General features: G+C 48.6%; 16 protein-coding genes. 13 read left to right on the top strand and 3 right to left on the bottom strand.

Going from position 1 to position 24,998, the window contains the following annotated elements; genetic code table 11:
- Window positions 1–247: 247 nt before the first annotated feature.
- A complete protein-coding gene (locus NSQ38_RS00080) occupies window positions 248–2,020 on the bottom strand; it encodes an alpha-glycosidase (protein WP_339786003.1) in 1,773 nt (590 codons plus the stop codon).
- A gap of 218 nt (window positions 2,021–2,238) precedes the next feature.
- Entirely contained in the window at window positions 2,239–2,820 is a 582-nt protein-coding gene (locus NSQ38_RS00075; RefSeq protein WP_289391255.1) for a hypothetical protein, read from the bottom strand.
- A gap of 425 nt (window positions 2,821–3,245) precedes the next feature.
- Between NSQ38_RS00075 and NSQ38_RS00070 the strand changes: the two genes are divergently transcribed.
- The 13 genes from NSQ38_RS00070 to NSQ38_RS00010 all read left to right on the top strand — a co-directional run bounded on the left by NSQ38_RS00070 (window position 3,246) and on the right by NSQ38_RS00010 (window position 23,320).
- Window positions 3,246–4,259: an iron-siderophore ABC transporter substrate-binding protein gene (locus NSQ38_RS00070; protein WP_339786001.1), complete on the top strand. Its 1,014-nt coding sequence runs from the start codon at window positions 3,246–3,248 to the stop codon at window positions 4,257–4,259.
- A gap of 97 nt (window positions 4,260–4,356) precedes the next feature.
- Window positions 4,357–5,370 carry an iron ABC transporter permease gene (locus tag NSQ38_RS00065; protein ID WP_339785998.1) on the top strand — a complete coding sequence of 338 codons (1,014 nt, stop codon included), beginning with the start codon at window positions 4,357–4,359 and terminating at the stop codon, window positions 5,368–5,370.
- The gene (locus tag NSQ38_RS00060; RefSeq protein WP_339785996.1) at window positions 5,367–6,410 is read left to right on the top strand and encodes an iron ABC transporter permease; all 1,044 of its coding nucleotides are present in this window, start codon (window positions 5,367–5,369) and stop codon (window positions 6,408–6,410) included. Before NSQ38_RS00065 ends, NSQ38_RS00060 begins: the two co-directional genes overlap by 4 nt.
- A gap of 13 nt (window positions 6,411–6,423) precedes the next feature.
- Entirely contained in the window at window positions 6,424–7,245 is an 822-nt protein-coding gene (locus tag NSQ38_RS00055; RefSeq protein ID WP_339785993.1) for an ABC transporter ATP-binding protein, read from the top strand.
- Window positions 7,246–7,798: 553 nt separating this feature from the next.
- The gene (locus NSQ38_RS00050; RefSeq protein ID WP_339785990.1) at window positions 7,799–8,821 is read left to right on the top strand and encodes a hypothetical protein; all 1,023 of its coding nucleotides are present in this window, start codon (window positions 7,799–7,801) and stop codon (window positions 8,819–8,821) included.
- A 167-nt stretch (window positions 8,822–8,988) separates the two neighbouring features.
- Window positions 8,989–10,344, top strand: a complete 1,356-nt coding sequence (locus tag NSQ38_RS00045) for a diaminobutyrate--2-oxoglutarate transaminase (protein ID WP_339785987.1) — start codon at window positions 8,989–8,991, stop codon at window positions 10,342–10,344.
- On the top strand, window positions 10,338–11,771 hold the full coding sequence (locus NSQ38_RS00040; protein ID WP_339785984.1) for an MFS transporter: 1,434 nt from the start codon (window positions 10,338–10,340) through the stop codon (window positions 11,769–11,771). Before NSQ38_RS00045 ends, NSQ38_RS00040 begins: the two co-directional genes overlap by 7 nt.
- Window positions 11,749–13,536, top strand: a complete 1,788-nt coding sequence (locus tag NSQ38_RS00035) for an IucA/IucC family protein (protein ID WP_339785981.1) — start codon at window positions 11,749–11,751, stop codon at window positions 13,534–13,536. Before NSQ38_RS00040 ends, NSQ38_RS00035 begins: the two co-directional genes overlap by 23 nt.
- Window positions 13,511–15,523 (top strand): IucA/IucC family protein, encoded by a 2,013-nt coding sequence (locus NSQ38_RS00030; protein ID WP_339785979.1) that lies wholly within the window; start codon window positions 13,511–13,513, stop codon window positions 15,521–15,523. The genes NSQ38_RS00035 and NSQ38_RS00030 overlap by 26 nt, the downstream gene beginning before the upstream one ends.
- Window positions 15,520–16,296, top strand: a complete 777-nt coding sequence (locus NSQ38_RS00025) for an aldolase/citrate lyase family protein (protein WP_339785976.1) — start codon at window positions 15,520–15,522, stop codon at window positions 16,294–16,296. Before NSQ38_RS00030 ends, NSQ38_RS00025 begins: the two co-directional genes overlap by 4 nt.
- On the top strand, window positions 16,293–17,714 hold the full coding sequence (locus NSQ38_RS00020) for a type III PLP-dependent enzyme (RefSeq protein ID WP_339785973.1): 1,422 nt from the start codon (window positions 16,293–16,295) through the stop codon (window positions 17,712–17,714). Before NSQ38_RS00025 ends, NSQ38_RS00020 begins: the two co-directional genes overlap by 4 nt.
- Entirely contained in the window at window positions 17,674–19,521 is a 1,848-nt protein-coding gene (locus tag NSQ38_RS00015; RefSeq protein ID WP_339785970.1) for an IucA/IucC family protein, read from the top strand. Before NSQ38_RS00020 ends, NSQ38_RS00015 begins: the two co-directional genes overlap by 41 nt.
- A 316-nt stretch (window positions 19,522–19,837) precedes the next feature.
- The gene (locus tag NSQ38_RS00010) at window positions 19,838–23,320 is read left to right on the top strand and encodes a glycoside hydrolase family 2 TIM barrel-domain containing protein (RefSeq protein ID WP_339785966.1); all 3,483 of its coding nucleotides are present in this window, start codon (window positions 19,838–19,840) and stop codon (window positions 23,318–23,320) included.
- Window positions 23,321–23,499: 179 nt separating this feature from the next.
- Here NSQ38_RS00010 and NSQ38_RS00005 read toward each other — a convergent pair whose 3' ends face one another.
- Complete coding sequence (locus NSQ38_RS00005; protein WP_339785964.1) at window positions 23,500–24,996, bottom strand: stalk domain-containing protein; 1,497 nt, start codon at window positions 24,994–24,996, stop codon at window positions 23,500–23,502.
- Window positions 24,997–24,998: the final 2 nt, after the last annotated feature.

Genomic DNA, 24,998 nt, shown 5'->3' with positions numbered 1-24,998 from the left:
ACGTTATTGCTTCAAAAATACGGATTCTGGTCTCGAAAATAGACCTATTGGACGAAATAAGATCTCTCTGATTCGTTAGACATTTAGCCCGCGTATAATAAAGCAAATAACGTGTGCTGGGTTCGTTAGGGTATGAAGTATAAGATGCACAAGACGTACAAGATACAGAAGAGGCTGTTCCCGGGTCGTCAATATGACCTGGAGGACAGCCTCTTTGAAGTTATTTTCCTTGTTAGCTGTATTTACCTCAAGCCTCAGCTGGTTGTTTCACCTCAAGTTGCATCAGGGAGAATCCGTATGCTTCCAGATCAAGGGTCAGTTTATTTTGCCGAGCTTCCACGGTGTTTGATGTAAACAGATTTCGCCAGACGTTACGATCTGCCAAAGGAAGTTCAAGGGTACACGGCTCATCACCCGCATTAAGAACAAGAAGCATACGCTCACCCGTATGCGAATCCAATCGTTCGATGGCAAGACAAGGGTCTCCGGCTTTTGCATATACGATCTTCAGTTCTGTGCTGCGCAGGGCAGGGTGCTGTTTGCGAAGGGCAATCGTACGGGTGAAGAATTCCAGAAGCTCGCGATTCTGCTTGGTCTCATCCCACTCCATACACTTGCGGCAACCCGGATCATATCCTCCATCAAGTCCCACTTCGTCTCCATAATAGATACATGGCACACCTGGATACGCAAGCAACAACGTAACGGCAAGTTTCATCTTGCGCTCGTCTCCATCACATAAAGTCAGCAGTCTGGGTGTATCATGACTTCCAAGCAGATTGAAGGCCGCTTCTGTTACAGGCTGTGAATAGGCTGCGAGCAGTTTACCGATCTCATTGGCAAATGCTAGGCCGTCGAGCTTGCCGTGCACCGTATAGTCCAATACCGAGTTGGTAAACGGATAATTCATCACGGCATCGAACTGGTCTCCCTGAAGCCACATGAGCGAATCATGCCAGATCTCACCAAGCAAATAGGCGTCAGGCTTGATGGCTTTTACCGTCTGACGGAATTCGCGCCAGAACTGATGATCCACCTCATTTGCCACATCGAGCCGCCATCCGTCAATGTCCATCTCCTCAATCCAGAAACGTCCTACCTCCAGCAAATATGCCTTCACTTCAGGGTGTTCCGTATTCAGCTTTGGCATAAGCGGTTCAAAGGCAAAGGTGTCATAAGTTGGTATACCATCCTCCACACGTGGCGGCCAGTCTTTGATATAGAACCAGTCTGCGTAGGGGGAAGCGGCTCCATTCTTCATGACATCGACAAAAGGAGGAAACTCTCTGCCGGAATGATTGAATACCGCATCCAGAACAACGCGTATGCCGCGCTGATGACAGGCATCCACAAACGCTTTGAACTGTTCATTGGTTCCAAAGTGAGGATCAACTTTCATATAATCGCCTGTATTGTATTTGTGATTCGTCGTGGCCTCAAACAGCGGACAGAAGTAGATGGCATTGATGCCAAGCTGGCTTATATGATCCAGATGATCAAGCACACCTTGGAGATCCCCACCGAAGAAGTTCACCGGTGTAGGTTCCCCTCCCCAGGGTTCAGCATTGTTGGGACTGATGGAGGGATCACCATTGGCATAACGTTCAGGGAAAATCTGATAAAACACAGCGTCCTTAACCCAGGCAGGCGGCTCAAAAATGTCGACCGGATTCATAAATGGAAAATCAAAGAATTCAAGTGGATGGTCAGGCAGCGCCTGCTCGAATCCGCGCTCTGTCATCCAGACCGATTCCTCTCCCTGAATCAGTTGGAAACCATACCGTAATCTGCGATAGGGAGGTGAAGTCTCGGCTTCCCAATAATCGAACATTTCATCCCGGGCAAAGATGTGCATGGGAATGTGTGTGATCGTCCGATCCCAAGCATATTTGTCTCCGGTAATCGCAATCACCGCATCCAGGTCTCCACGTTTGGACCGAAGTCGCAGGTGCATGGTCGAGCGGTCATACGCATAGGACCAATTGAGTTTGGGGCGATGGTAAATGGCTTCAAGAATCATGTGAATCACTCCTCGTCAGATGATGAAATTCAATAAAAGTGGCCATTAAACGCAAAAAAGGCACAACCTCAATTGTTCACGAGGTTGTACCTTTCGGCAGCATAGCCTTTTGATTATAGTGTTATTATACGAACTAACGCAGCAAAAGAAAACACTTTTTTTCCTTAAATTTCAAATTGTTTTATTCGAAATGTAGGACGCATCTCTACAATTGTTTTTTATAAATCAAATCCAAGTTTATTGGCATATGCAGAGAATTCTTTGTGAAACTTCTCGATATTTTTCTTGCCGGAATCAATTTTGGCATTGGCCTGTTTCAGGACAGCGCTGTTTACCGTTGTTTTGGAGACCGCTTTTTTAGCGAGTTGGAATCCTTCCAGCTGTGTATAGCTACCTTTAATCAGGTTGGCATGGATTTTTTGCAATTCTGTATTTTGCGGTTTAATCAGCTTCAGCTTGGAAACATATTTGGTGTAGTTAGGAATCGCTGTGTTGGTCAGTTTCAGGAAAACGGACTTGCGATTGGACGATGTAATGTAGAATCCACCTCCCAAAGCATTGAAGGCTTTCTCCTCATATACCGATGCCTTATCCAACTGATCAAGGTAGCTCAGGAAATCTTCTTCTTCGACTGTAGGGATCGGTTCTTGTTCTGACGTGTCAACTTCTTCATAGTATTCGTCTTCCGAATATGTAGTGGTTGAGTCATCCGCAGCAGAGGCATAGGACCCTGCAGGTGCGAATACCCCTCCGAGCAAAACAAAACTCATAATGATTGATAGTACCCATGATTTCTTCACGTGTTAGTATCCCCTATCTATAGATGTGATTTTATTCCAATGGATAATCTAACATAGTACGACAAGAAATTACAGGAATTGTTTTACAGTAAATATCTTGGTTGAATGCATATGAATGAATAATGATCCACCAGCATAAAGGACATGTATTAGATGAAGCTAAAAGTAAGAAGAGAGATTTGCATATTTAGCAGGTAAGAAAAAAATTACATATATGGTTTATGTGGAGGTGTATTGTATCGATATATATTGTATTGGTTTAGTTAATATATCTTTATTTGATGTTGTTTTATGAAGTTATAGAGTTCGACAGGGAGTGAGAAGTTTTTCCAAATAAAATGCTTGTATAATGATTTCATCTCCATTACAATACAATTGATAATGAGATTCAATATCATTTAGATAAAAAAGGGGAGACGGATTTCATGTATAAAGTAAAGAAAAAGCTATACATTTATGCAGCACTTATTCTGATGATTTCACTACTTGCTGGTTGTGCTTCGGGTGGAAGTGCCGAGACAACGAATACGTCCAGCCAAGCTGCAAGCAGCAATGAGAGCAATAATGAAAGTGATACAACTGCAAGTGCAACTGAAGATCAGACCCGAGTGATCAAACATGCTATGGGCGAAACCACAATCAAGGGAACTCCGCAAAAGATTGTTACACTGTTCCAAGGTGCTAATGATGTTGTCGTTGCACTGGGCGTGAAACCGACAGGTGTGGTTGAATCATGGGTTCAGCAGCCAGTCTATGAATATCTGAGAGCAGATCTGGACGGAGTTCCACAAGTAGGGCAGGAATCGCAGCCCAATCTGGAAGAGATCAACAAGTTGAAACCCGACTTGATTATTGCTACGAAGATCAGACATGAAGAGATCTATGAGCAATTGTCCCAGATCGCACCAACGGTAGTGACGGAGACCCTGTTTGACTGGAAAGAAACGGTGAAAACTGTTGGGGAAGCGATGAATATGGTTGAGCAATCGGATAAACTGTTGTCTGATTGGGATGGCCGTGTAGCAGATTTCAAAGAGAAAATGGGCGATCGTCTGCCAATTGAAGCAACCATCACGAACTTTAGAGCCGATCAGGTTCGTATTTTCTACATGGGATACGCAGGTAAGATTCTGAATGAACTTGGGTTCACCAGACCTGCCGGACATGACGCAGACACATGGGGAGTTGAATTGACTTCCAAAGAGAACATTCCGGACATGAATGCAGACATGATCTTTAACTTTAACTCAGGCACAGAAACAGATGCCATTCAGAAAAATTATGATGATTGGACCAGCAGTCCACTGTGGAAAAATCTTGATGCAGTCAAGAACAACCAACTGGTTCAGGTCGATGAAGTGGCCTGGAACATGGCAGGTGGATACACATCGGCCAACATGATGCTGGACGATCTATATAAGCAGTTCAACCTGAACTAACTAACAGGAGCAGGACCTGCCATGCACCAGGACATTCGTTAACGAAGTGTATGGGCAGGCAGGTCTTTTATCATTTTACAGATGAAAGAGTGAGAATATGTTTCCCCTTTTTACGAAGGCAAGTGCCAAAGTCTATGGACTGGCTGGTTTATTCATATTACTTCTACTTGTTTGCCTAGCCAGCATGATTCTGGGACGCACGCATATCACGTTTCAGATGGCATGGGAGGCGCTGCAATTCTATGATGAGAGCTCGGTAGAACATGTGGTTCTGTTGACGGAACGGTTGCCACGCACGGTTATTGCTGCTGTCGTTGGTGCAAGTTTGGCCGTGGCGGGTGGACTGATGCAGGCATTAACACGTAATCCGCTTGCATCACCGAGTGTGTTTGGAATCAATGCAGGTGCGATCTTTTTTATTGTCATTGCCATCGTTGTATTGTCCGTATCCTCGCTCACCACCATGATGTGGTTTGGCTTTGCCGGAGCTGCGGTTGCCGCGGCGATTGTATATGCGCTGGGTTCCCTCGGTCGTGATGGCCTGACACCGATCAAAATTGTACTGGCGGGGACGGCCATCTCAGCATTGTTTGCCTCGTTCACACAGGCCATTCTGGTGCTGGATGGTACCGGATTGCAGGATGTACTGTTCTGGCTTGCCGGTTCAGTAAGTGGTCGGACGTTGGATATGTTATATCCTGTGTTGCCGTACATGACAGGTGCAGCTATTGTCTCTCTGTTCATGGGCAGAGCCATCAATCTACTCTTGACGGGTGACGATATCGCCAAAGGCATGGGACAGAATGTACTACTGGTCAAAGTACTCATGGGAATTGTTACTGTGTTGCTGGCGGGTGGTTCAGTTGCCGTAGCCGGCTCAATCGGTCTTGTTGGTCTGGTTGTCCCGCATATCATGCGTGCACTGGTGGGCAATGATTACCGCTGGCTCGTTCCTTACTCTATTGTAGGGGGAGCAATTCTGCTGCTGTCCGCGGATGTGGTTGCACGGCTGGTGATCATGCCGCAGGAAGTTCCACTTGGTGTCATGACTGCACTGATTGGCGGACCCTTCTTCGTCTATATTGCCCGCAAGGGGGTGACGAAGATATGAGGAAGATGTTGACTTTCCGCAACAAAAAAGACACCGTTTCGGTGCAAATGGAACGAAAATCATTGGTTGTCATCAGTGTATGTATCCTCTTGTTCCTGATGGCAGGAGTGGTTGGTACCAGTGTAGGCAGTGACTTTATTTCTCCGCTGGATGTGCTTCGAACGATATTTGGTCTGAATGAAGGGGAGCATGACTTCGTCGTGCTGACCTTAAGACTGCCACGGGTGTTATTATCTCTGCTCGTAGGAGCAGCCCTCGGCATGTCAGGTGCGCTCTTGCAAGGTATTATCCGTAACCCGCTGGCCTCACCGGATGTCATCGGTATTACTGGCGGTGCGGCCGTTGCAGCTGTAGGTTTTGTTACATTGCTGGGTGGAACGGTGAGCATCAAGTTGTTGCCATTGTTCGCCATCGCTGGCGCAATTGTGACGGCATTGATCATCTACGTGCTTGCTTGGAAAAAAGGAGTCAGTCCGATCCGTCTGGTGCTGATCGGGATTGGAGTGTCAGCCATTACGGGAGCTGGAACAACCTTTATGCTGATCCTGAGTCCATTCTACACGGCAGGTCAAGCCTATATCTGGCTGACAGGAAGTATATATGGAGCATCGTGGACCGATGTCCGAACCATTCTTCCGGTTATCATTATTGTTGTTCCTCTGGCGATCTGGTTCGCCCGTAGCCTGAATGCACAGGAGTTTGGAGATGATCTAGCGACAGGGCTGGGTGTAACGGTACAGTGGCATCGTTCTGCATTGCTGTTATGCAGTGTACTGCTGGCAGGAATCGCCGTGGCGGTTGCCGGAACCATTGGTTTTGTTGGCCTGATCGCTCCACATATTGCCCGGAAGCTCGTTGGTAGGATGTTTGGCAGTATGCTGATCGTGTCTGGACTGGTTGGTGCTCTGCTTGTATTTGCCGCAGATCTCATAGCCCGTACGGCCTTTCTACCGCTTGACGTTCCCGCAGGGGTATTCACTGCAGGTGTAGGTGCACCATTTTTCTTATATTTGTTGTTCAAGAATCGAAATCAGTTTTGAGGAGGAGAGGGCTGTGAGTATTCTGGAAGCCAAGGAGCTTACGATCTCCTATGGAGCAGATCCCATTATTGAAAATTTGAACCTGACCATTCCCAAAGGACAGATTACCGTCCTGATTGGCAGCAACGGCTGTGGCAAATCTACGCTGCTGCGTACGATGGCCCGGTTGCTGAAATCCAGCTCCGGTTCGGTGCTGCTGGATGGCGAAGAGATTGCAAAGCTGCCAACCAAGGAAATTTCAAGACGCATGTCCATCCTGCCACAGGGCCCGACCGCTCCGGAAGGCTTGACGGTGAATCAACTGGTTAAGCAAGGACGTTATCCACATCAAACGTGGCTGAAGCAATGGTCCCGAGAGGATGAGCGTATGGTCAAGCTGGCACTGGAGTCCACACATCTGACAGAACTCGCCGATCGGCCTGTGGATGCCTTATCCGGTGGACAGCGTCAGCGTGCCTGGATTGCGATGACACTTGCGCAGGGTACCGAAACGCTACTATTGGATGAACCTACAACCTATCTGGATATGACACATCAGATTGATATCCTCGATCTGTTGTTTGAGCTGAATGAACGAGAAGGACGCACGATTGTTATGGTACTTCATGATCTGAATCTGGCATGTCGGTATGCGCATCACATTGTGGCCGTTCACAACAGGTCCATCTACGCAGAAGGTAAACCGGAGGATATCGTTACACAGGAGATGGTCCGGAAGGTTTTCCAGATGGAGTGTGAGATTGCGGTCGATCCACTGTTCGGCACACCAACCTGTATTCCACATGGAAGGGGAAGGCAGTTGAATGGAAAACAGCGTTACACCCAGCTGGCTTGAGGATCAAAAAGTCCGTTTTTGATTCGTTCAATAGTTATTCAAAACTCCAAATCAACTCCATTGTATGATCATACAAATGACAAATTAGGCAAGCCGTTGGTAAAACCATGTCCCAGGCTTGCCCGGTTTGTTGTGCCTATTATTCGATAAAAACATACCTGCATCGACTCAAACCTACACTAAATTCAATCTTATTTTTCCTTAAAAGTTTATTATTGACAATATAGCTCGAATTGCCATAAAATAGACTTTATATGATATTGATAATCATTATCAATATCGGTATCAGCATATAATTAAAATAAAAACTGATGAACGTATGAGCAATATAAGTTGAATTAATCATTTACATGCAACGTAGAGGACAGAAAAAACCTGAAAAAGCGAAGCGTTCGCCTTTATCCCCGGATTTTTCCCTTGAGAAAAGGGAATCAAAAAATCTGGGGATAACAGCGATTGGAAGGTTGTTCTGTCATTGTAGTGTCAGCGTAAATAATCTTTAATTCAACTTATATAGGAGCGAGTACTTTCATTCGATCGAGGAGGATTTTCAGTGTTTCCGAAAGGGATTCATAATCTGCAAAACCGACTCATTATAAGCAAAGCGAGAGAAATGGGTATCACCTGTGAGCCACTTCTTAAGGGATGCGAAGATTTTCTGAAGCTGTCTGTAGGGGACCAAGAGATCATCATTAACAAAACTAGATCTCATCGTCTGCCGTTAATCGCTGGACTGCTCGCGAAGAACAAGCAGGCATGTAATATGTTGCTGCATGAACAGGGAATGCCTGTACCATCATTTATCGTGATCCTAGGAATGGGAAGCGAAGCAGTAGCTTTTCTGAATAGATACGGCTCTATTGTAGTGAAACCGCTGGATGCGAGCAGCAGCATGGGTGTGACGCTGGATGTGCGTACCCCAGATGAACTGGAGGCAGCCATTCAACTTGCGAGTGTCCACGGCAGCAGCATTATGTTACAGCAATATGTGACCGGGATCGATTACAGAGTGCTGATCATTAACGGTGAAGTGGCGGCTGTGAATGAGTATCGGCCTGTGTATGTCGAGGGAGACGGAACTTCAACCGTTCGGGCGTTAATTGAGCAGTTGAATCAGGAACGAATCGAGATGACACCCATTGGCGAGTATGAAGCGTTTCCCGAGGTTAATGCAGAAACGGAACGACTGCTGGAGGTATTGCGTGCACAAGGGACAACTCTGGATAAAGTTCCTGCCGCCGGAAAAGAAATCGAGTTATATGATCTCCGTAACTCAGCCGCCGGAAAAATCAGTGAATTCTACAAGGATTGTACCGAAATCATTCATCCCGATAATGCGCGAATGATCATTCAAGCGGCCAAAACTCTTCAGATTGATGTAGCAGGGGTCGATGTTCGTTGTCGTGATATCCGCACGCCAATCTCCAGAGAACAAGGGGGCATTCTGGAAGTGAACGCCTTGCCAGATATGACACACCACGTCTTTCCCCATGGTGGAACAACTCGTGATGTGGTTCGGTTATACCTGGAATACCTGTGTCAGGAGCAACTTGGATATAAGATAAATAACGTATAACAACGTATAGATGACATATATAACGGATAACAGATGACGGATACCATCATTTATAGTTCGGACCTTATCAATATTTTGAACCAGTACCATGTCATATACAAAATGAAGAACAAGAATCAGAGGCAGCAGGTTCAGCCTGAATCGATTATAAGGAGCGTTAGAGGGCTATGTCAGTAGAGGTGCAGACGGAATATTTGAAGATGCAAAATGAGAAGGAATCCAATGCAAGATCGTACCCCAGACATTTCCCGCTTGTCATTAGCAAGGCACATGGGGTGAAGATTACTGATACGGAAGGCCGTATATTTTACGACTGCCTGGCGGGTGCAGGAACCTTGGCGCTGGGGCATAACCATGACACGGTGGTCAACGCCATTCGCGATGTCCTGGATCAGCAGATTCCGCTTCATACACTGGATCTGGCAACACCGCTGAAGCTTGCATATATGCAAGAACTGTTTTCCATTCTCCCGGCCGAGATGCAAGACAAAGCCAAAATCCAGTTCTGTGGTCCAACGGGGGCCGATGCAGTTGAAGCAGCCATTAAGCTGGTCAAACATGCAACAGGTGGCAAGTCTATTCTTGCCTTTCAGGGAGGTTATCACGGTTCAACACAAGCGACGATGTCGATGAGTGGCAACCTGAGCAAGAAACAACATCTGCAAAGCCTGCTGCCGGATGTTCATTTCCTGCCTTTTCCTTATGAGTACCGCTGCCCATTTGGCGTTGGTGAAGGAATGACGGCCCGGTTAAGCGCACAGTATATCGAGAACTTGCTCGATGATTGCGAGAGCGGTATTGCGGCACCGTGTGGGGTCATTGTGGAGACGGTGCAGGGTGAAGGTGGAGCCATTCCGGCAGATATCGAATGGCTGAGGGAGCTGCGCAGAATTACGGCAGAGCGAAGCATTCCGCTTATTATCGACGAAGTGCAGACAGGCATTGGACGGACAGGACGAATGTTTTCGTTTGAACATGCCGGAATTGTACCCGATGTAATCATCTGCTCCAAAGCAGTTGGCGGAAGTTTGCCGATGTCTGTTGTCATCTACCGGGAAGAGCTGGACCAGTGGCAGCCTGGTGCACACACAGGTACGTTCCGTGGCAATCAGCTGGCCATGGCAGCGGGACTTGCGACACTTCGTTATATTCGGGAACAGGATGTTCTACACAACGTACATCTGCGCAGTGAGCAGTTCATGAATCAACTGAATGCATTGAAAGAGCAGTATGCAGAGATTGGTGATGTGCGTGGCAGAGGGTTGATGATTGGTGTTGAGGTGGTTAATCCGGCAGGAAGCAAGGATCGTCTGGGACATTATCTGCCTAATGGTGCGCTGGCTGAGTCTATTCAGCATGAATGTTTCAAGAATGGATTGATTGTGGAACTGGGCGGGCGTCATTCAGCGGTTGTTCGTTTTCTGCCGCCGCTGAATATTACGGAGCAAGAATCGGGTGCAATCCTTGCGATCTTTGAGAAATCGGTAGCTGAAGCGATTGCCTTAGCAACAGCCGCATGCTGAAGCTGTCCCTGATGAAAAGGCATGCAGTATTACTCGCGATTCTGATCGGTGCCTTTTCGCTGGTGTTGACCAACAGTGCATTTAACCTGCTGCTGCCTTATTTTGTGCAATATTATCAGATCTCTACGACAGCAGGCGGATGGATTATCGCGCTGTACATGCTCGCTATGACGTTAACAATGCCTCTGGCTTCCCTGATCGTGGACCGACTGGGCCGTAAGCAGACGTATATGCTGGGGATCGCCATCTATGGAGTGTTCTCGGTGGCAGGTGCGTTGTTTTATCAGTCTATTGAGGTACTGTTACTGGTCCGTTTCATGCATGGGGTTGCTGCGGGGCTGATGATTCCGTTATCACTTGTGCTGTTGTTTGATGTCTACGGACCGGAGGTAAGGGGACGAATTACAGGAGCGTGGGGCTTGCTGCTTATGCTGGCTCCGGCTGCCGGACCAACGCTGGGCGGTTTCATCATACAGTATGGACGGCTTGAAATGTTGTTCTGGCTGAATGTGCCGCTGGCTATATTCTCGTTCATCGGGTGCGGTCGAGTCATTCAGACTTATATTCCCGCCCGTAGGAAACGATGGCATCCCACCAGTGTCATACTGCTGATCTGTTCGGTAGGTGCCCTGAGTCTGGGCGTACAGTTGTATGCGAGTCCTGTCGTAGCGGTATGGGTACCTTGGCTGCTGATTGCGCTCGGTGTGGTGTTACTTATTCGTTTTGTCCAGACCGAGAACGGTCGCAAGGAACCACTGATACGTTACCAGTTGCTGCGGCGTAATGCCGTCTTTCCACTGACCGTGCTGATCTCGACCATTCAGGATTGTGTCATGTTTGGTGTGATCTTTGCATTGCCATTATTGTTCCAGGATGTCTTCCACCTGTCGCCGGCCTTGTCCGGTGCGTTGTTCATACCCTTGTCGATCTGTACAAGTCTTTTCATGTGGATCGGAGGCAGTCTGCTGGATCGCGGTCGGTCCATCCATTTTATCGCATGGGGCACGTTGCTGGTGTCGATATCGATCTTGTCGTTTGCCGTTCTGCCCATGGGAGCATCGATCTGGATCATCGGTATGCTCATGGCGTGCCGTGGAATTGGCGTTGGCCTGTCAGGCATGAGTATCTCTGCGATTGGTCTGCAAGCATTACCGGACGAAGACATGCACGAAGGGTCGGTGTTATCGACCACGATTGAGCGGCTGGCTTCTTCGTTTGCGGTGATGGGTATGACCCTGTATTACGATATGCGCTGGCAATGGCTTGCCGGGGCAGGAACGTCTATGGAGATGGCAAAATGGGGAGCGCTCAAAGAGATCTGTATCGGCCTTGGCTGCGCCATACTGCTTACACTTCCCCTGGTCTTACTTATAACCCGAAAGAAGGTTGGCATCATTGTTCGAGATGGAAAACAAGCTCCGGTCTGAAGCTGAGCAGCAGGCCCATGAACATTCGTGCAAGCTTCTGCTGAACTGTTACATCCGTGAGCTTGCGTTAGAGAAGGCAGACGGTATTCGAATCAATCCGAATACGCTAACGTACGCCGTTGCTTTTCAAGCCAGCGGGGTGACGGTGACAGGACAACTATCCTATTACTCTGCGATGGGGGAGCATGAATACCTTAGCATGGAATCTGGCGGGGAAGCAGTGCATTATCGCGACCTGGTTCGCTGGATCACATCTGAGCTAATTGGAGAGGGGGAACAGGGAGCGAGTTCGGATCAACATGGAATGTTGAAGAGTGCGGTGGAAATGAACAGCTCGGTTAAGGTGGATATTGTACAGCCATTGGGTGAGAGTACGAATCGTGTCGAAGTGGCGTATGCCAGAGATTTTGCACAAAAGGTAGATAACAGTGTGGGTAACCTTACGTTGTATATCGAACAAGCAGCCGGTCTCGACATCCGTGACTATCGGACATCGGAACAGTCACTGTTGGTTGGTCATCCGTTTCACCCTTTTCCGAAGAACTCCAAAGGCTTCAGCGAGCAGGATGTACAGAAGTACAGTCCGGAACTGCGGACATCGTTTCAACTCTGTTATATCGCCGTGAGGCAGGATGTCTATATGCAAGAATGGGTGGATGACGAGGCAATGATGGATTTGCATGAACTCTTGCGGAGCCATGTGCAGCCGATTTTAAAAGAAAAGAGTGAAATGTATGGGCTGCTGCCCGTCCATCCATGGCAATACGCATACATATCACGGTTGACCGAGATACAGCACTATTTTCGAGATGAAAAATTAATTCTGCTTGGCAGTGCGGGGCCAACCGTCTATCCAACGTCTTCGGTTCGTACGGTCTATGTTCCGGCATGGAACTGCAATATCAAGTTGTCACTGAACATGCAGATTACCAACATGATTCGCACCAATAGTGCTGAGCAGATGCGCAGAACATTGGATGCCTCCAGATACGTCCGGCAGCATGATTGCTTCGGTGCTGAACCGAATACCCATATTGCGTATGAGACAGGTGTAGCGACTTGTGTTTTTGAAGATGAAGAGTTAACGAGTCTGTTTACGATAGCTTATCGACCCATTGAGTTCGACCCTGCCAATACGTATGTACTATCCAGTCTGGTTGAGGCAGCGCTTCCCGGGATGCGTTCCAGGTTGATGACGATGCTGGGTGGTGGACGTGACATTGCCGAGCATTGGCTGGATCATTATCTGCAATGTTCTCTACTGCCGATTGTACGGGCGGCGGGAGAGAAAGGCATTCACTTTGAAGCCCATTTGCAGAATACCCTTGTGACCTTAAAGGATGGCATGCCTGTGGGTTTTATCGTCCGCGACCTGGAAGGGGTCAGTGTGGATGAGGAACTTATCCGTGAGCAGGATCGTGCTGCGTCCGATTTATTATTTTATTCGCGAGAGAACGCCTGGGCGCGGACATCGTACTACTTTATCGTCAATCATCTGGGGTCTCTTATTCATGTCCTGGCGCGAGATGTGAACGTCCCGGAGGAGCATTTCTGGAAGCAGGTACGTGATGCACTTGTGGAGGAACTGGAACAAACGGGCAATGAATATGTGCAACATCTGCTAACGACGGAAGCATTCCTGGCCAAACAAAATCTGGTGAGTTGTCTAAGAGGGATCAGCCAGACTCCGGCCTACGTGCCGGTGAGCAATCCAATGAAACGAATAGGGAGTGAAGTGCGTGGGAGTTGTGGGATACAGGGCTGAAGCAGGCGGCAGGACAGAAGCGATATACGTGAATGTACAGGAACGGATCATGCGTCAGACGTTGGAGGCAATGTGGTTCGAAGGCATTTTGGACAGTCAAGTAAGCGGGAGCGAATGGCGAACCAGCGGCCTTACATCTTCTGGCGATTCTGTAGTGTACACGTGTGAAGCGGAGCGGAAGTTTTCATTTGGCCGGGTGAAGGTGAAGAAGGGTTCGATTCAAAGGGAAGGCGTACTCTGCACCGATCTGGATCTGTTTTTGGAGGAAATTGTGCTGAATTCTTTGAAGGGTGCGAATGTGACGGCTTTTATCAAGGAACTGCTCGAAACGATGGCCAAGGACAGCCAGTGCCGGGCGATATTGCCCTTGAACATTCCGAGTGAAGATCGTCATTATGATGCGCTCGAAAGTCACATGACCGACGGTCATCTGTATCACCCGAGTTATAAGTCGAGGTTGGGGTTTTCTCTGAAAGACAATCTGGCCTATGGCCCTGAGTTTAACTCTGAAGTTGCATTAATCTGGGTGGCTGTGAAAAAAGAACTTGCTCAGACCGCTGTATCCGCGGGCTATAGTTCGGAAGAATTGGTAAGGCAGCATCTGACAGCGGAGGATATGCAGCGATTTCAACAGATCCTGCAACAACAAGGTCGAACGGGCATAGGTGAGACGGTCAACTTATATGTGGCGGGTACAGATCAGTTGGGAAGCAGTACCGAAGTTCGTGAGGGCGTTGGAGAGACAAGCCTAGCGAAGCTTCATGGCGCAGTTCGTGAAAAAGGTGAAACAGTCCGTAGCCCGGGCAGAGAAGGTAGCAAAGCTGATGGGGAAATAGGTCCTGACGTGGATGATCGATATGTGTTCATTCCGGTTCATCCATGGCAATGGGAGCACCAGTTGGAATCGGTATATGCCCGTCAGTTGATGGATGGAGATATTGTATATCTCGGGCCATCGTCTTCGCCCTATCGTGCACAGCAGTCAATCCGTTCGCTGTCGAACCGGGTGAACTCGGAAGCTCCTTACATTAAGCTGGCTCTCAGTATTACCAACACGTCGAGCACACGTATTCTGGCACAGCATACGACCCAGAACGCACCGTTGATCAGCGATTGGCTGGATAATCTCGTTCGTGAAGATGAGCTGTTGCAGCGGGCGCAGTTTGGCATTTTAAAAGAAATCATGGGACTGTCGTTCCGTTATGAGCAGTTACCTGCAACGCAGTATGGACGGGCCTACGGCACACTCGGAGCCATCTGGCGGGAGAATGTATCGGTACACCTGAAGCAAGGTGAGACGGCGTGGCCGCTGAATGCGCTGATGTTGGTACAACCGGATGGTGTTCCATTTATCCAGAATGCTGTCGAACGACATGGTGTGGAAAAGTGGAGCGAGGCCCTTGTTCGCACAGTTACACTGCCGATTATCCATCTGCTCTATGCACACGGGATTGCACTGGAATCTCATGCTCAGAATATCATTTTGGTACTGGAAGACGATCTGCCGAAACGAATCATGATCAAGGATCTGCATGATGGTGTTCGCTATGTACCAGATCAACTGTTGCACCCGGAACGGGCACCGAAGTTGAACCCCGAGCCGGAAACTCATCGCAAGTTCAATCGGTATTCCTTCATCTATGCGGGAGATGTGTCGGAAGTCCGGGACTATACGTATGACGCATTCTTCTTTATCTGCATGACGGATATTGCACTTGCTTTGGAGCAGTTCGGGTTGTCCGAGGAAGCCTTCTGGCAGCTGTGCGCAGGTGTAATTGTAGATTATCAGAAGCAGCACCCGGAATACGCAGAACGGTTTGTGGCATTTGACCTTTTTGCCGAAGATGCACTGATCGAAGAGATGACCAAGCGCCGTCTGTATGGGGATGGGGAGTTGTATTTCCGTAAGGCGAGCAATCCGCTCAAGGTATCGAAGGATGCACTGGAATCACAGGGAACGCTCGAATTAAAGGGAATCGTCGAATGAGAGTTAACACGCTGAAGGAAAAGATTGCACGCAAACAGCCAGTGTATGGCCTTTTTGTATCCATCCCGCATCCGGTCATCATTGAGATGATCGGGCATGCGGAATATGATTTTGTCATTATTGATCTGGAACATGCGGCAACATCGATGGATTCGGTAGAGGAATTGATCCGAGCGGCGGAACTGGTAGGTCTGACTCCGTTGGTACGTATCTCGAAGGTAGAGCGAGCGGAAATTCTTAAGGTGCTGGACTGTGGCGCACAGGGCATCGTCATTCCGCATGTCGAGCAACTGGAGCAGGTGGAAGAGGCGGTTCGTCACGCTTACTATCATCCGGTTGGCATGCGCAGCTTGAATAGTGGTCGTCCCGGTGTATTTGGGAAATATCCGCTCACTGAATACATTGGGGAAGCGAACGAACAAGTGATGGTTGTACCCATGATCGAAAGTGTGGAGGGCGTTCGGCAAAGTGCACAGATCCTTTCTCATCCTCAGGTGAGTTTTGTATTGGAAGGTGCGGCTGATCTGTCGCAATCTCTCGGTGTGCCATGGCAGACAGAGCACCCGGATGTGAGACGTGTGCTGGATGAATTGCATGCTACTGCGCAACAGTGCGAAGTATCTTATGCAACGGTCATCAGAGGCGTGGAAGACATGTCGCTCTGGGCTGAGCGGGGAGTACATATATACGTGCTTGGTGATGATCGGAATACGGCTTTTCGGGCATATGCTCAGAAACGGAATGACTACAGGAATGCGGGTGGGCAGATATGAAACCTAGTGTATGGCAGGTGATCGATGAACTTCAACGGAGGAATGAAGACCCGGTATGTGCGTATGTCTACGATCTGGCCGGCATTCAGGAACAGGTACGTCAGATGCTGGGCAGCATGCCCGGCAACACACAGTTGTTCTACGCTATCAAGGCGAATCCTGATCCGCGAATCATTGAGGCGTTGCTTCCATTGGTGAAGGGTTTTGAGGTGGCTTCAATTGGAGAGTTGCTTAAGGTAAGGGATGTGAGCCGAGAGGTTCCGATTCTGTTTGGTGGTCCGGGTAAAAAGGAGAGCGAACTGAGGCTGGCGATCGAGCAGGGCGTGAGCTACATCCATGTGGAGAGTCTGTTGGAACTTCGGCGCATCATTGCGATTGCGGAAGAGAGGGCGATGGAGCAGGAGCAGGTGCAGGAGAGCAGGCAGAAGCAAGAATGGGAGCAGAACCCGGAGCAGAGATATACGCAAGCATACGGCGAGGAACTGATGCAAGAGCAGAAGCAGGATCAAGGACAGAAACGGGGACATGAGCCGAAACAAAAACAACAACAGAAGCAAGCGCAGGAAGTGCGCATTCTTCTCCGGATCAATCTGCGAGGCAGTACGTTACCCCGGACGAAGATTGTCATGGGCGGTGGGCCGAGTCCTTTTGGAATCGATGAAGAGGCGGTGGAAGAAGCCATTGAACTCATTCGTGTGGAAGGCGCGGGTGTGGTACGGTTAAGCGGGTTCCATTTTCACTCCTTGTCCAACAATATGGATGCAAGGCTGCACGCCGAGATGATCGAGTTGTATTTGCAAAAGGTGGAACAGTGGCAGCAGCAGTATGATCTTCCTGTGGAAGTGGTGAATGCAGGAGGTGGGTTCGGTGTTACGTATGATGGCAGCCCCGGATTCGACTGGCCCGTGTTCACTTCCCTGCTGGAGCAAAGTGAAGCCAGACAACGTCTTGCCTCATATGGAGGTCAGCTGTATTTTGAATCGGGTCGGCTGCTGGTGGCAGACCACGGATATTACGCAGCAGAGGTTACGGATATCAAAACCTCTCATGATCAGTATTTTGCCGTGTTAAGAGGAGGTACGCACCACAATCGTCTGCCTGCTTCATGGGGGCACAACCATCCGTTTCAGATTATGGAGACGGACCGTTGGAAGCATTCATTTGCCCGGCCAGAGGTAAGAGGTCGTCGAGTCCATATCGTAGGTGAGCTATGTACACCCAAGGATCGCATGCATTCCGATGCGGAGGTAGCACTGCTGCGCGTGGGAGATATTGTTCTGTTTGAAAAGTCTGGGGCTTATTGCTGGACCATCTCGCATCATGATTTTCTGGGGCATCCGCACCCGGCATTCCATTATCTAACGGAGGACAATAATCATGTCAACACTGATGAAGCGTTCCAGTCTGCAAACCGCTGAACGCCGGATTATGGCGGATCTGATGAATTCATTTTTGGCGGAGCAATTACTCCCACTGGAGGATAACCCATTCATTGATTTTGCCGTAGCACCTGCACCGTTCCGTCGATTGTACAAGGAATATGACAGCGAAGAGACCAATCATAATGTAGCGTCTCGCTATAGATTGCACACTCAAGGGGTACTGTGTCTGGTTGAAACTGGAGTAAGACAGGGGACTCAGTGGGTTCAGGGTTCACCGATCTACGAGGAGAAAACTGATGGAAGCTGGGTTCTCCTTGATACTCCGGCAGAAGTTGGACGTGCGGTGTTACAGAGGGCTTTGTCGGATAAGGCCTATGCGCTGCCTGGAGTGGCAGAGTTTCTTGCTAGTCTGGACATTGCTGTAGAGCAGTATGCTCTGGGCTGGGAACAAGTTCAGTATCTGTCGGCCAACGTTCCGGCATCTGCTTATGAATGGTTTATCAAAGGTGAACGTGTTGCTGCATTGCGGGATCGTCCATTTCACCCATCATCCAAAGCCAAAGTGGGATTTAATGCAGAAGATGTCACACGGTATGCAGCGGAATTCGGGAAGGCGATTTCGCTACGCTGGGTGGCTATACGGCTGGATGCCGTGCAGCAAGGTTTCGAAGATGGACTGTCCATTTTGGACATGTTAGACGATGTTCAGCGCGGAGTGGTGGAAGCCGAGTTTGCCCGAAAAGGGATCACGTTGGACGAATATCTGCCCATGCCTGTTCATCCGTGGCAATTGGAACATGTGATACTGCCTCGCTTCACGGGGGAGATCGAAGAGGGCAGCATTGTCGTATTGGACATAGAAGTGGGCGACGTACAGGCCACATCCTCTCTGCGCTCGATGGCTCCGTCAACTGAATCCACCCTAATGCTCAAGCTACCGGTTAGTGTGCTGTCTCTTGGGGCTGCTCGTTATCTTCCGGTAGTCAAACTGTTGAATGGTCTTGCCGGAGAACGGATGTTAAGACAGGCCGTTGCCTGTGACGAGACGTTGAAGGACAAGGTGTATATGTGCGAAGAGCAGAACTGGTGGGGCTTGATGCCAGAATCCATGGGACTGTTCGATGATCATCCCCGGCATCTGGCTGCACAGATTCGTGTATATCCCGCTGAATTGCTTAATGAAGCCTACAAAGTAATCCCAATGGCCGCACTGGGTGTGAATCTGGAAGGGCATCATCTATTAACCGAGATTCTGGGGGGTAACCTGAGCAGCGCGGATGTCCTAGGCTTTTATACGAGTATAGCTACTACGTTTTATGATATCGTGATGCGTCTGTTCAAGGTGGGCGTTGTACCCGAGATTCATGGTCAGAACTGCTGTCTGGTGTTGAAGGATAATGAGGTAAAAGGTCTCTTGTTCCGCGATCATGATTCCGTGCGTTTGCATCAGCCTTATCTGGACAAACATGGTATTGCAGACCCCGCCTATCATATTCGACCTGGCTACTCGAACAGCCTGTATAACGAGACGATTCAGAAGCTGATTTTCTATGTGCAGTCTTTGGGGACGCAGGTGAATCTGGCTGCGATCATGGAGGCACTGAGCGAGGTGTATCACATCCCGGAAACGAAGTTATGGGAGATCACGGAGCAGGCTTGGAAGGAAGCGCTACAACATGTGCAGCTTCCCGAATCCGACCGGGCCGCGCTTACTCATGCGATATTCGAAAGCGAGGAGTGGCCCGTGAAGTTAGTTGTCCGTCCGCTGCTTGAAGCGGATGGGGTGCCTGGTGCGATGCCATCGGGCAAAGGAATAGGGTGGAACCCTTTTTACAAGGGATAGAGGTTTAGGTGTTGTTGGTATAGGAGTATATAGAGAAGAAGTGGCGTGCTAAAGGAGAGAACAGAGAAGGTGACCCGTTTGACGGGTTGCCTTTTTGGTTTGTTGTCATCGAAAGGTACAATGCTTGGAGGGAATAAAACATTCATCATTATGGCTAAAAAATCTTATGAAAAGGAGTTACAGGAAAGAGACTGATGGTATAATCGGGTTATGTGTTATAGTCATACTTGTGTATTACCGAAAAGGTTTTCGGAAAAAGTGATATCTGTTGTTGTAACCGCAATCATAATTTACTTCAAGAAAGTGAGAATCTACCATGAATCAGAAGAGACTTTTTAATGATGGATGGCAATTTGCGAAAAGTAAGCTGGATGTTACGGAACCTGCGGGTCTGGTGTATGAACCTGTGGAGCTTCCCCATGATTGGCTGATATATAATACGCTTGAACTGTATGAAGACAGCATTGGATGGTACCGCAAGACGTTCCATTATACGAAGGATGAGCAGCAGCTTTTGCTTTGTTTTGATGGCGTATACATGGATTCTTCGGTGTATGTGAACGGGCAGCTGGTTGGAGAGTGGAAGTATGGCTATTCTGCTTTTGAACATGAGATCACGAATGCACTGGTGGAAGGCGACAATGAAATTGTGGTCAAAGTGGTACATCAGAGTCCGAACAGCAGATGGTATTCCGGGGCCGGAATCTATCGCCATGTGTGGCTGAAGACGAGAGACCGCAACCATATTGTTACGGATGGGACTTATGTATCCATCAAGCAACAGACGGATGGCTGGCAGGTGGAAGTGGATACGGAGCTGAACCTGGATCAGAATCAGCAAGCAGAGTTGGTGCATACGATCTTGTATGAAGGTCAGGTGGTGGCATCCAGCCAAGCGAATGTTACGACTTCGGTGGGTGAGAATGCGGTGGCATTGGCAGATAGCCAACAGATTATTGTGGAGAGTCCAAACCTGTGGAGCCCGGATGCACCGCATCTGTATGAACTGGTCACCGAACTGAGACTGATCTCGGATGATCAGAGTGAGGAGATCATTGAAACTGTAACCCAACGTATTGGATTTAAGGACGTTAAGCTGGATCCTAGTGAAGGTTTCTATCTGAATGGAGTCCACACGAAGCTGAACGGCGTGTGCGAACACCACGATCTCGGGGCGCTGGGAGCGGCATTTAACCTGACGGCATTGCGTAGAAGATTCGTTTTGCTCAAAGAAATGGGTGTTAACGCCATCCGTACCGCGCATAATATGCCTGCCAAAGAGTTCATGGAACTCGCGGATGAGATGGGTATGCTGGTTGTGTCTGAAGCCTTCGATATGTGGGAACGTGCCAAAACGCCATATGACTATGCGAGATTTTTCCCGGAGTGGGTGCACACCGATGTGAAGAGTTGGGTGAAGCGTGACCGTAACCATGCCAGTCTGATCATGTGGAGTATCGGGAACGAAATTTACGATACCCATGCGGATGAGCGTGGACAGGAAGTCACTCGGATGCTGATGGATTATGTGCTGGAATTTGATCCAAAAGGTAATGCTGGCGTGACGATTGGTTCGAACTACATGCCATGGGAAAATGCACAAAAATGCGCGGATATCGTGAAGCTGGCAGGTTACAACTACGCGGAAAAATACTACGACAAACATCATGAAGAACATCCAGACTGGATCATCTATGGTAGTGAGACGTCTTCGGTGGTGCAGAGTCGTGGCATCTATCACTTCCCGTTCGAACAGCCAATTCTGGCAGATGATGACGAGCAGTGCTCGGCTTTGGGTAATAGTACGACGAGCTGGGGCGCGAAGTCGGCAGAATACTGCATTCTGGCAGAGCGGGATACACCTTATTCGCTGGGTCAATTCCTATGGACTGGATTCGATTATATTGGAGAACCGACACCGTATCATACGAAGAATTCGTATTTTGGACAGCTGGATACCGCAACGTTCCCGAAAGACTCTTATTACATTTACCAAGCGGCTTGGACGGATTATAAGAAAAGTCCGATGGTTCACCTGTTCCCTTATTGGGATTTCAGCCCGGGTCAGATTATTGATGTACGCGTGTGCAGCAACGCGCCGAAGATTGAACTGCAACTCAACGGCAAAACCATTGGCACGTACGATATCGATCACGCCAATGGAACACAGTTGTCAGGCTGGTGGAAAGTGCCGTACGAAGAGGGTGAGCTGAAAGCGATCGCTTACGATGAGAACGGTCAGATCATTGCAACCGATGTGCAAAGATCCTATACCGATGCGAAGAAAATCCGTCTGCAAGCGGATCGGGAACAGTTGCAAGCGAATGGCACAGACCTGATTTTTGTAGAAATTGATGTGGAAGATGAAGCGGGTAATCCGGTGCACAATGCGAACAACCGCGTGCAAGTTCAGGTGACTGGTGCAGGTCGATTGCTGGGTCTGGATAACGGAGATAGCACGGACTATGATCCATACAAAGGATTGAGCAGAAGACTATTCAGCGGCAAACTGATGGCGATCATCGGAGCAACAAATGAAGCTGGAACAATACGGATTGAAGTTTCTTCTGTAGGGTTGGAAGGGGCTGTAGCTGAGTTTGAATCGCGTATTGTGGATGCGGAACTGGTTGATGAGAAACAAGTACAACCTGTCTTCATGAACAATGAAGAACGTCCGGTGCTTACTGGGAACGCTCAGGAGATTCCTTTGCGCAAAATCGAGATCATCAGTACTGCAGGACAGTTGCTCGATCCGTCCAACCCGGAGTTGGTTGTAACTGCCAAGCTATATCCGGAGAACACCTCCTACCGGGACATCGAATGGGCTGTTGTGAATGATGCGGGGATTGAGTCCAACATAGCCAAAGTAGAAGCAGTTCAAGCGGAAACGGGCGACAACGGCGAGCATCAACATGCGGTGAAGGTATCGGCTATAGGTGACGGGGAGTTCCGACTTCGCGCAACCAGTACCAACGGTACGGATAAAACGAAACTCATCTCCCAGCTGGAATTCAAGGCGGACGGTCTCGGAACAGCTTACAAAGATCCATACGGCTTCATCACGGGCGGACTGTACGATTACACCAAAGGTGAGGTTGGTAACGGCAACGAACGTGGGGTAGCGACAAGTCGCGACGGAGAGACGCATGTAGGCTTCCGTAATATTGACTTCGGACCATACGGCTCCGATACGATTACCATTCCGATCTTTACGTTGTCCACTGAGGAGTACTTCATTCAGATCTGGGAAGGTATGCCGGATGAAGAGGGAAGTACGATGATCGCAGATGTGGTGTATGACAAAGAGTCCATTTGGAATGTGTATCAGGAAGAGACATACCAATTGTCCAAACGCCTTAGCGGGATCACGTCGATCTGTTTTGTACTGAAACAGAAGATTCATATTAAAGGGTTCTCCTTCGAGCGCCAAAGTCGGGCCTTTGAACAGAATGCGGCTACATCCTGTGACCATCTCTATGGAGATACGTTCAAAATTGAAGCTGATCGAGTAGAAGGTATCGGGAATAATGTATCGCTGGAGTTTGAAAACATGGACTTTACAGCAGAAGGCACATCAAAGCTCGTAATCTATGGCCATTCACCGATTGATAAGAATACGATTCATATTCGCTTTGCAGGTGCGGACGGACAGAGCAACCAGCTGGTTGAATTCACCCAGTCAGGTGGATATGAGGAGCGGGTGTTTGAGCTTGAGCAAGTGACAGGTGAGCAGAAAGTAAGCTTTATCTTCCTGCCTGGCAGTCAGTTTGACTTTGGCTGGTTCCGATTCGAGAAATAAGACGATACTTGGAATAAAATAATATCCTCCATCGCTCCGTTGAGCGGTGTGTTGTTAAACAGATTAATCCTCTTCAAATAAACGATGTTCGTTACGAACAAGCCGTTTACTTGAAGAGGATTTTTTATATGTTAAGGGGATTCAGATGTTGTAAAAGCGTTCGTTTAGAGCCCTGACTTTTACTTGTCCACATCATCAATGGATAGCCTGGCTTTCTCTGGATCCCAGGACACGTTCAAACCCAAACTACGCAATACTTCAAAAGGTACAGTGGTTGCTCCTGAGTAGTTATTGATGGGTTCAGATAGCTCTATGAGTTGCTCACTAGACGAATCTATGGAAGTTATTTGATAATGTGCTTCGTTAGGGGTGATCGTAATTGTTCGATTGTTATATTTCAACATATAGTAACTCAGGCTATCTTCCCCCTTATGCACCTCAAATTCTGCTCCGATTGCTGCGGCGATTGCTTTGATTGGCAACTGTAGGGTCTTGGGCGTTTCCACTGCGGGATACATGGACTGTAACAGCTCACCATTCAGATAAACATCTGTGCCGAGCTTGGCCTGAACCGGTTTGTAGACCATGCCTCCAGAAGATGTTGCAGGTCCTCCCGCTTCCTGATATTTATCACTTCCCCAGCCCCAGACAGTCCCTTCGGAGGATAATGCAAGACTATGGTGATATCCCGCTGAAACATCGGTAATGCCAGACAAATGGTTTACTTTTCCTTCTTTGCCGGTCACTGTCCTTCCATAGCTATACACCTGACCAGAAGTAGTAAGTAACAACGTATAACTTGAATTGGCATCCATCTTCTTCACTTTGAGCTCGTGATGAAAGGGGGTGACTTTGCCCTCCAGGTCTAGCTGCCAAGCCTTTCCCTTCTTATCCAATGCAAGTAGAGATGCATCTGCACCGGTGATCGAAGATATCTTGTCCACCCCCGTTAACTTGGTTGGTTTGGAAGGAGCTTTACCGGGTTCGTTTGGCTCGTTCCATGTCCATACGGAGCCATCTTTTTTCAGAGCATAGCCGTGCAGGCCAGCGGATTCAACTTGAATGATATCTTTTAGTCCACTGATCGTCTGTAGCTTACGTGTCTGTTCCAGGGCTACGGCTTGAGGCGGGTTTTGCCAAGACCGAACGGTTCCATCCTGGAGAAGGGCGATGGTTGAGAAAGCCCCTATGCTAACATTCGTGGCAGAGGTAATATTAGGCACTTGACGTGGCATGTTGCCGTTACCCCACTCCCAGATGGTTCCATCTGCTTGAATGGCTGCGTTGTTCCCACCACCGGAGGATGAAATAACTGTTACATTGGATAGTTTGGGAATACGAATCGGACTAAATGTATGACGATATCGAACGTTGTCGCTCACACCAAGTTCTCCCCAGAGATTACGGCCCCAGGCCCATACAGAACCGTCACTTCTCAATGCGACTGTGTAATAATAAGCACCCTGTACAGCGGTATAGTAAAGTTTCTTCTCTACACTGCTTGATGAAGTCGGTTGAACAGAGGTGTTACTAGTGGAGGGGGACATGTTAGTGGCTGCATGAGTCGTTGGCACAGCAGCTAGCTCCATCATCAGGCTTGACGCAACTAATGTTGTAGCTATTGCAATGGTGAATCGACGGGTCTTTTTACCGTTACTCTTGGATCGATTATTCAAGC

This window comes from Paenibacillus sp. FSL R7-0313 (genome assembly GCF_037969885.1).
GTDB lineage: Bacteria > Bacillota > Bacilli > Paenibacillales > Paenibacillaceae > Paenibacillus.
The sequence above is the reverse complement of the archived record's forward strand: the minus strand, read 5'-3'. Positions and strand labels throughout refer to the sequence as shown.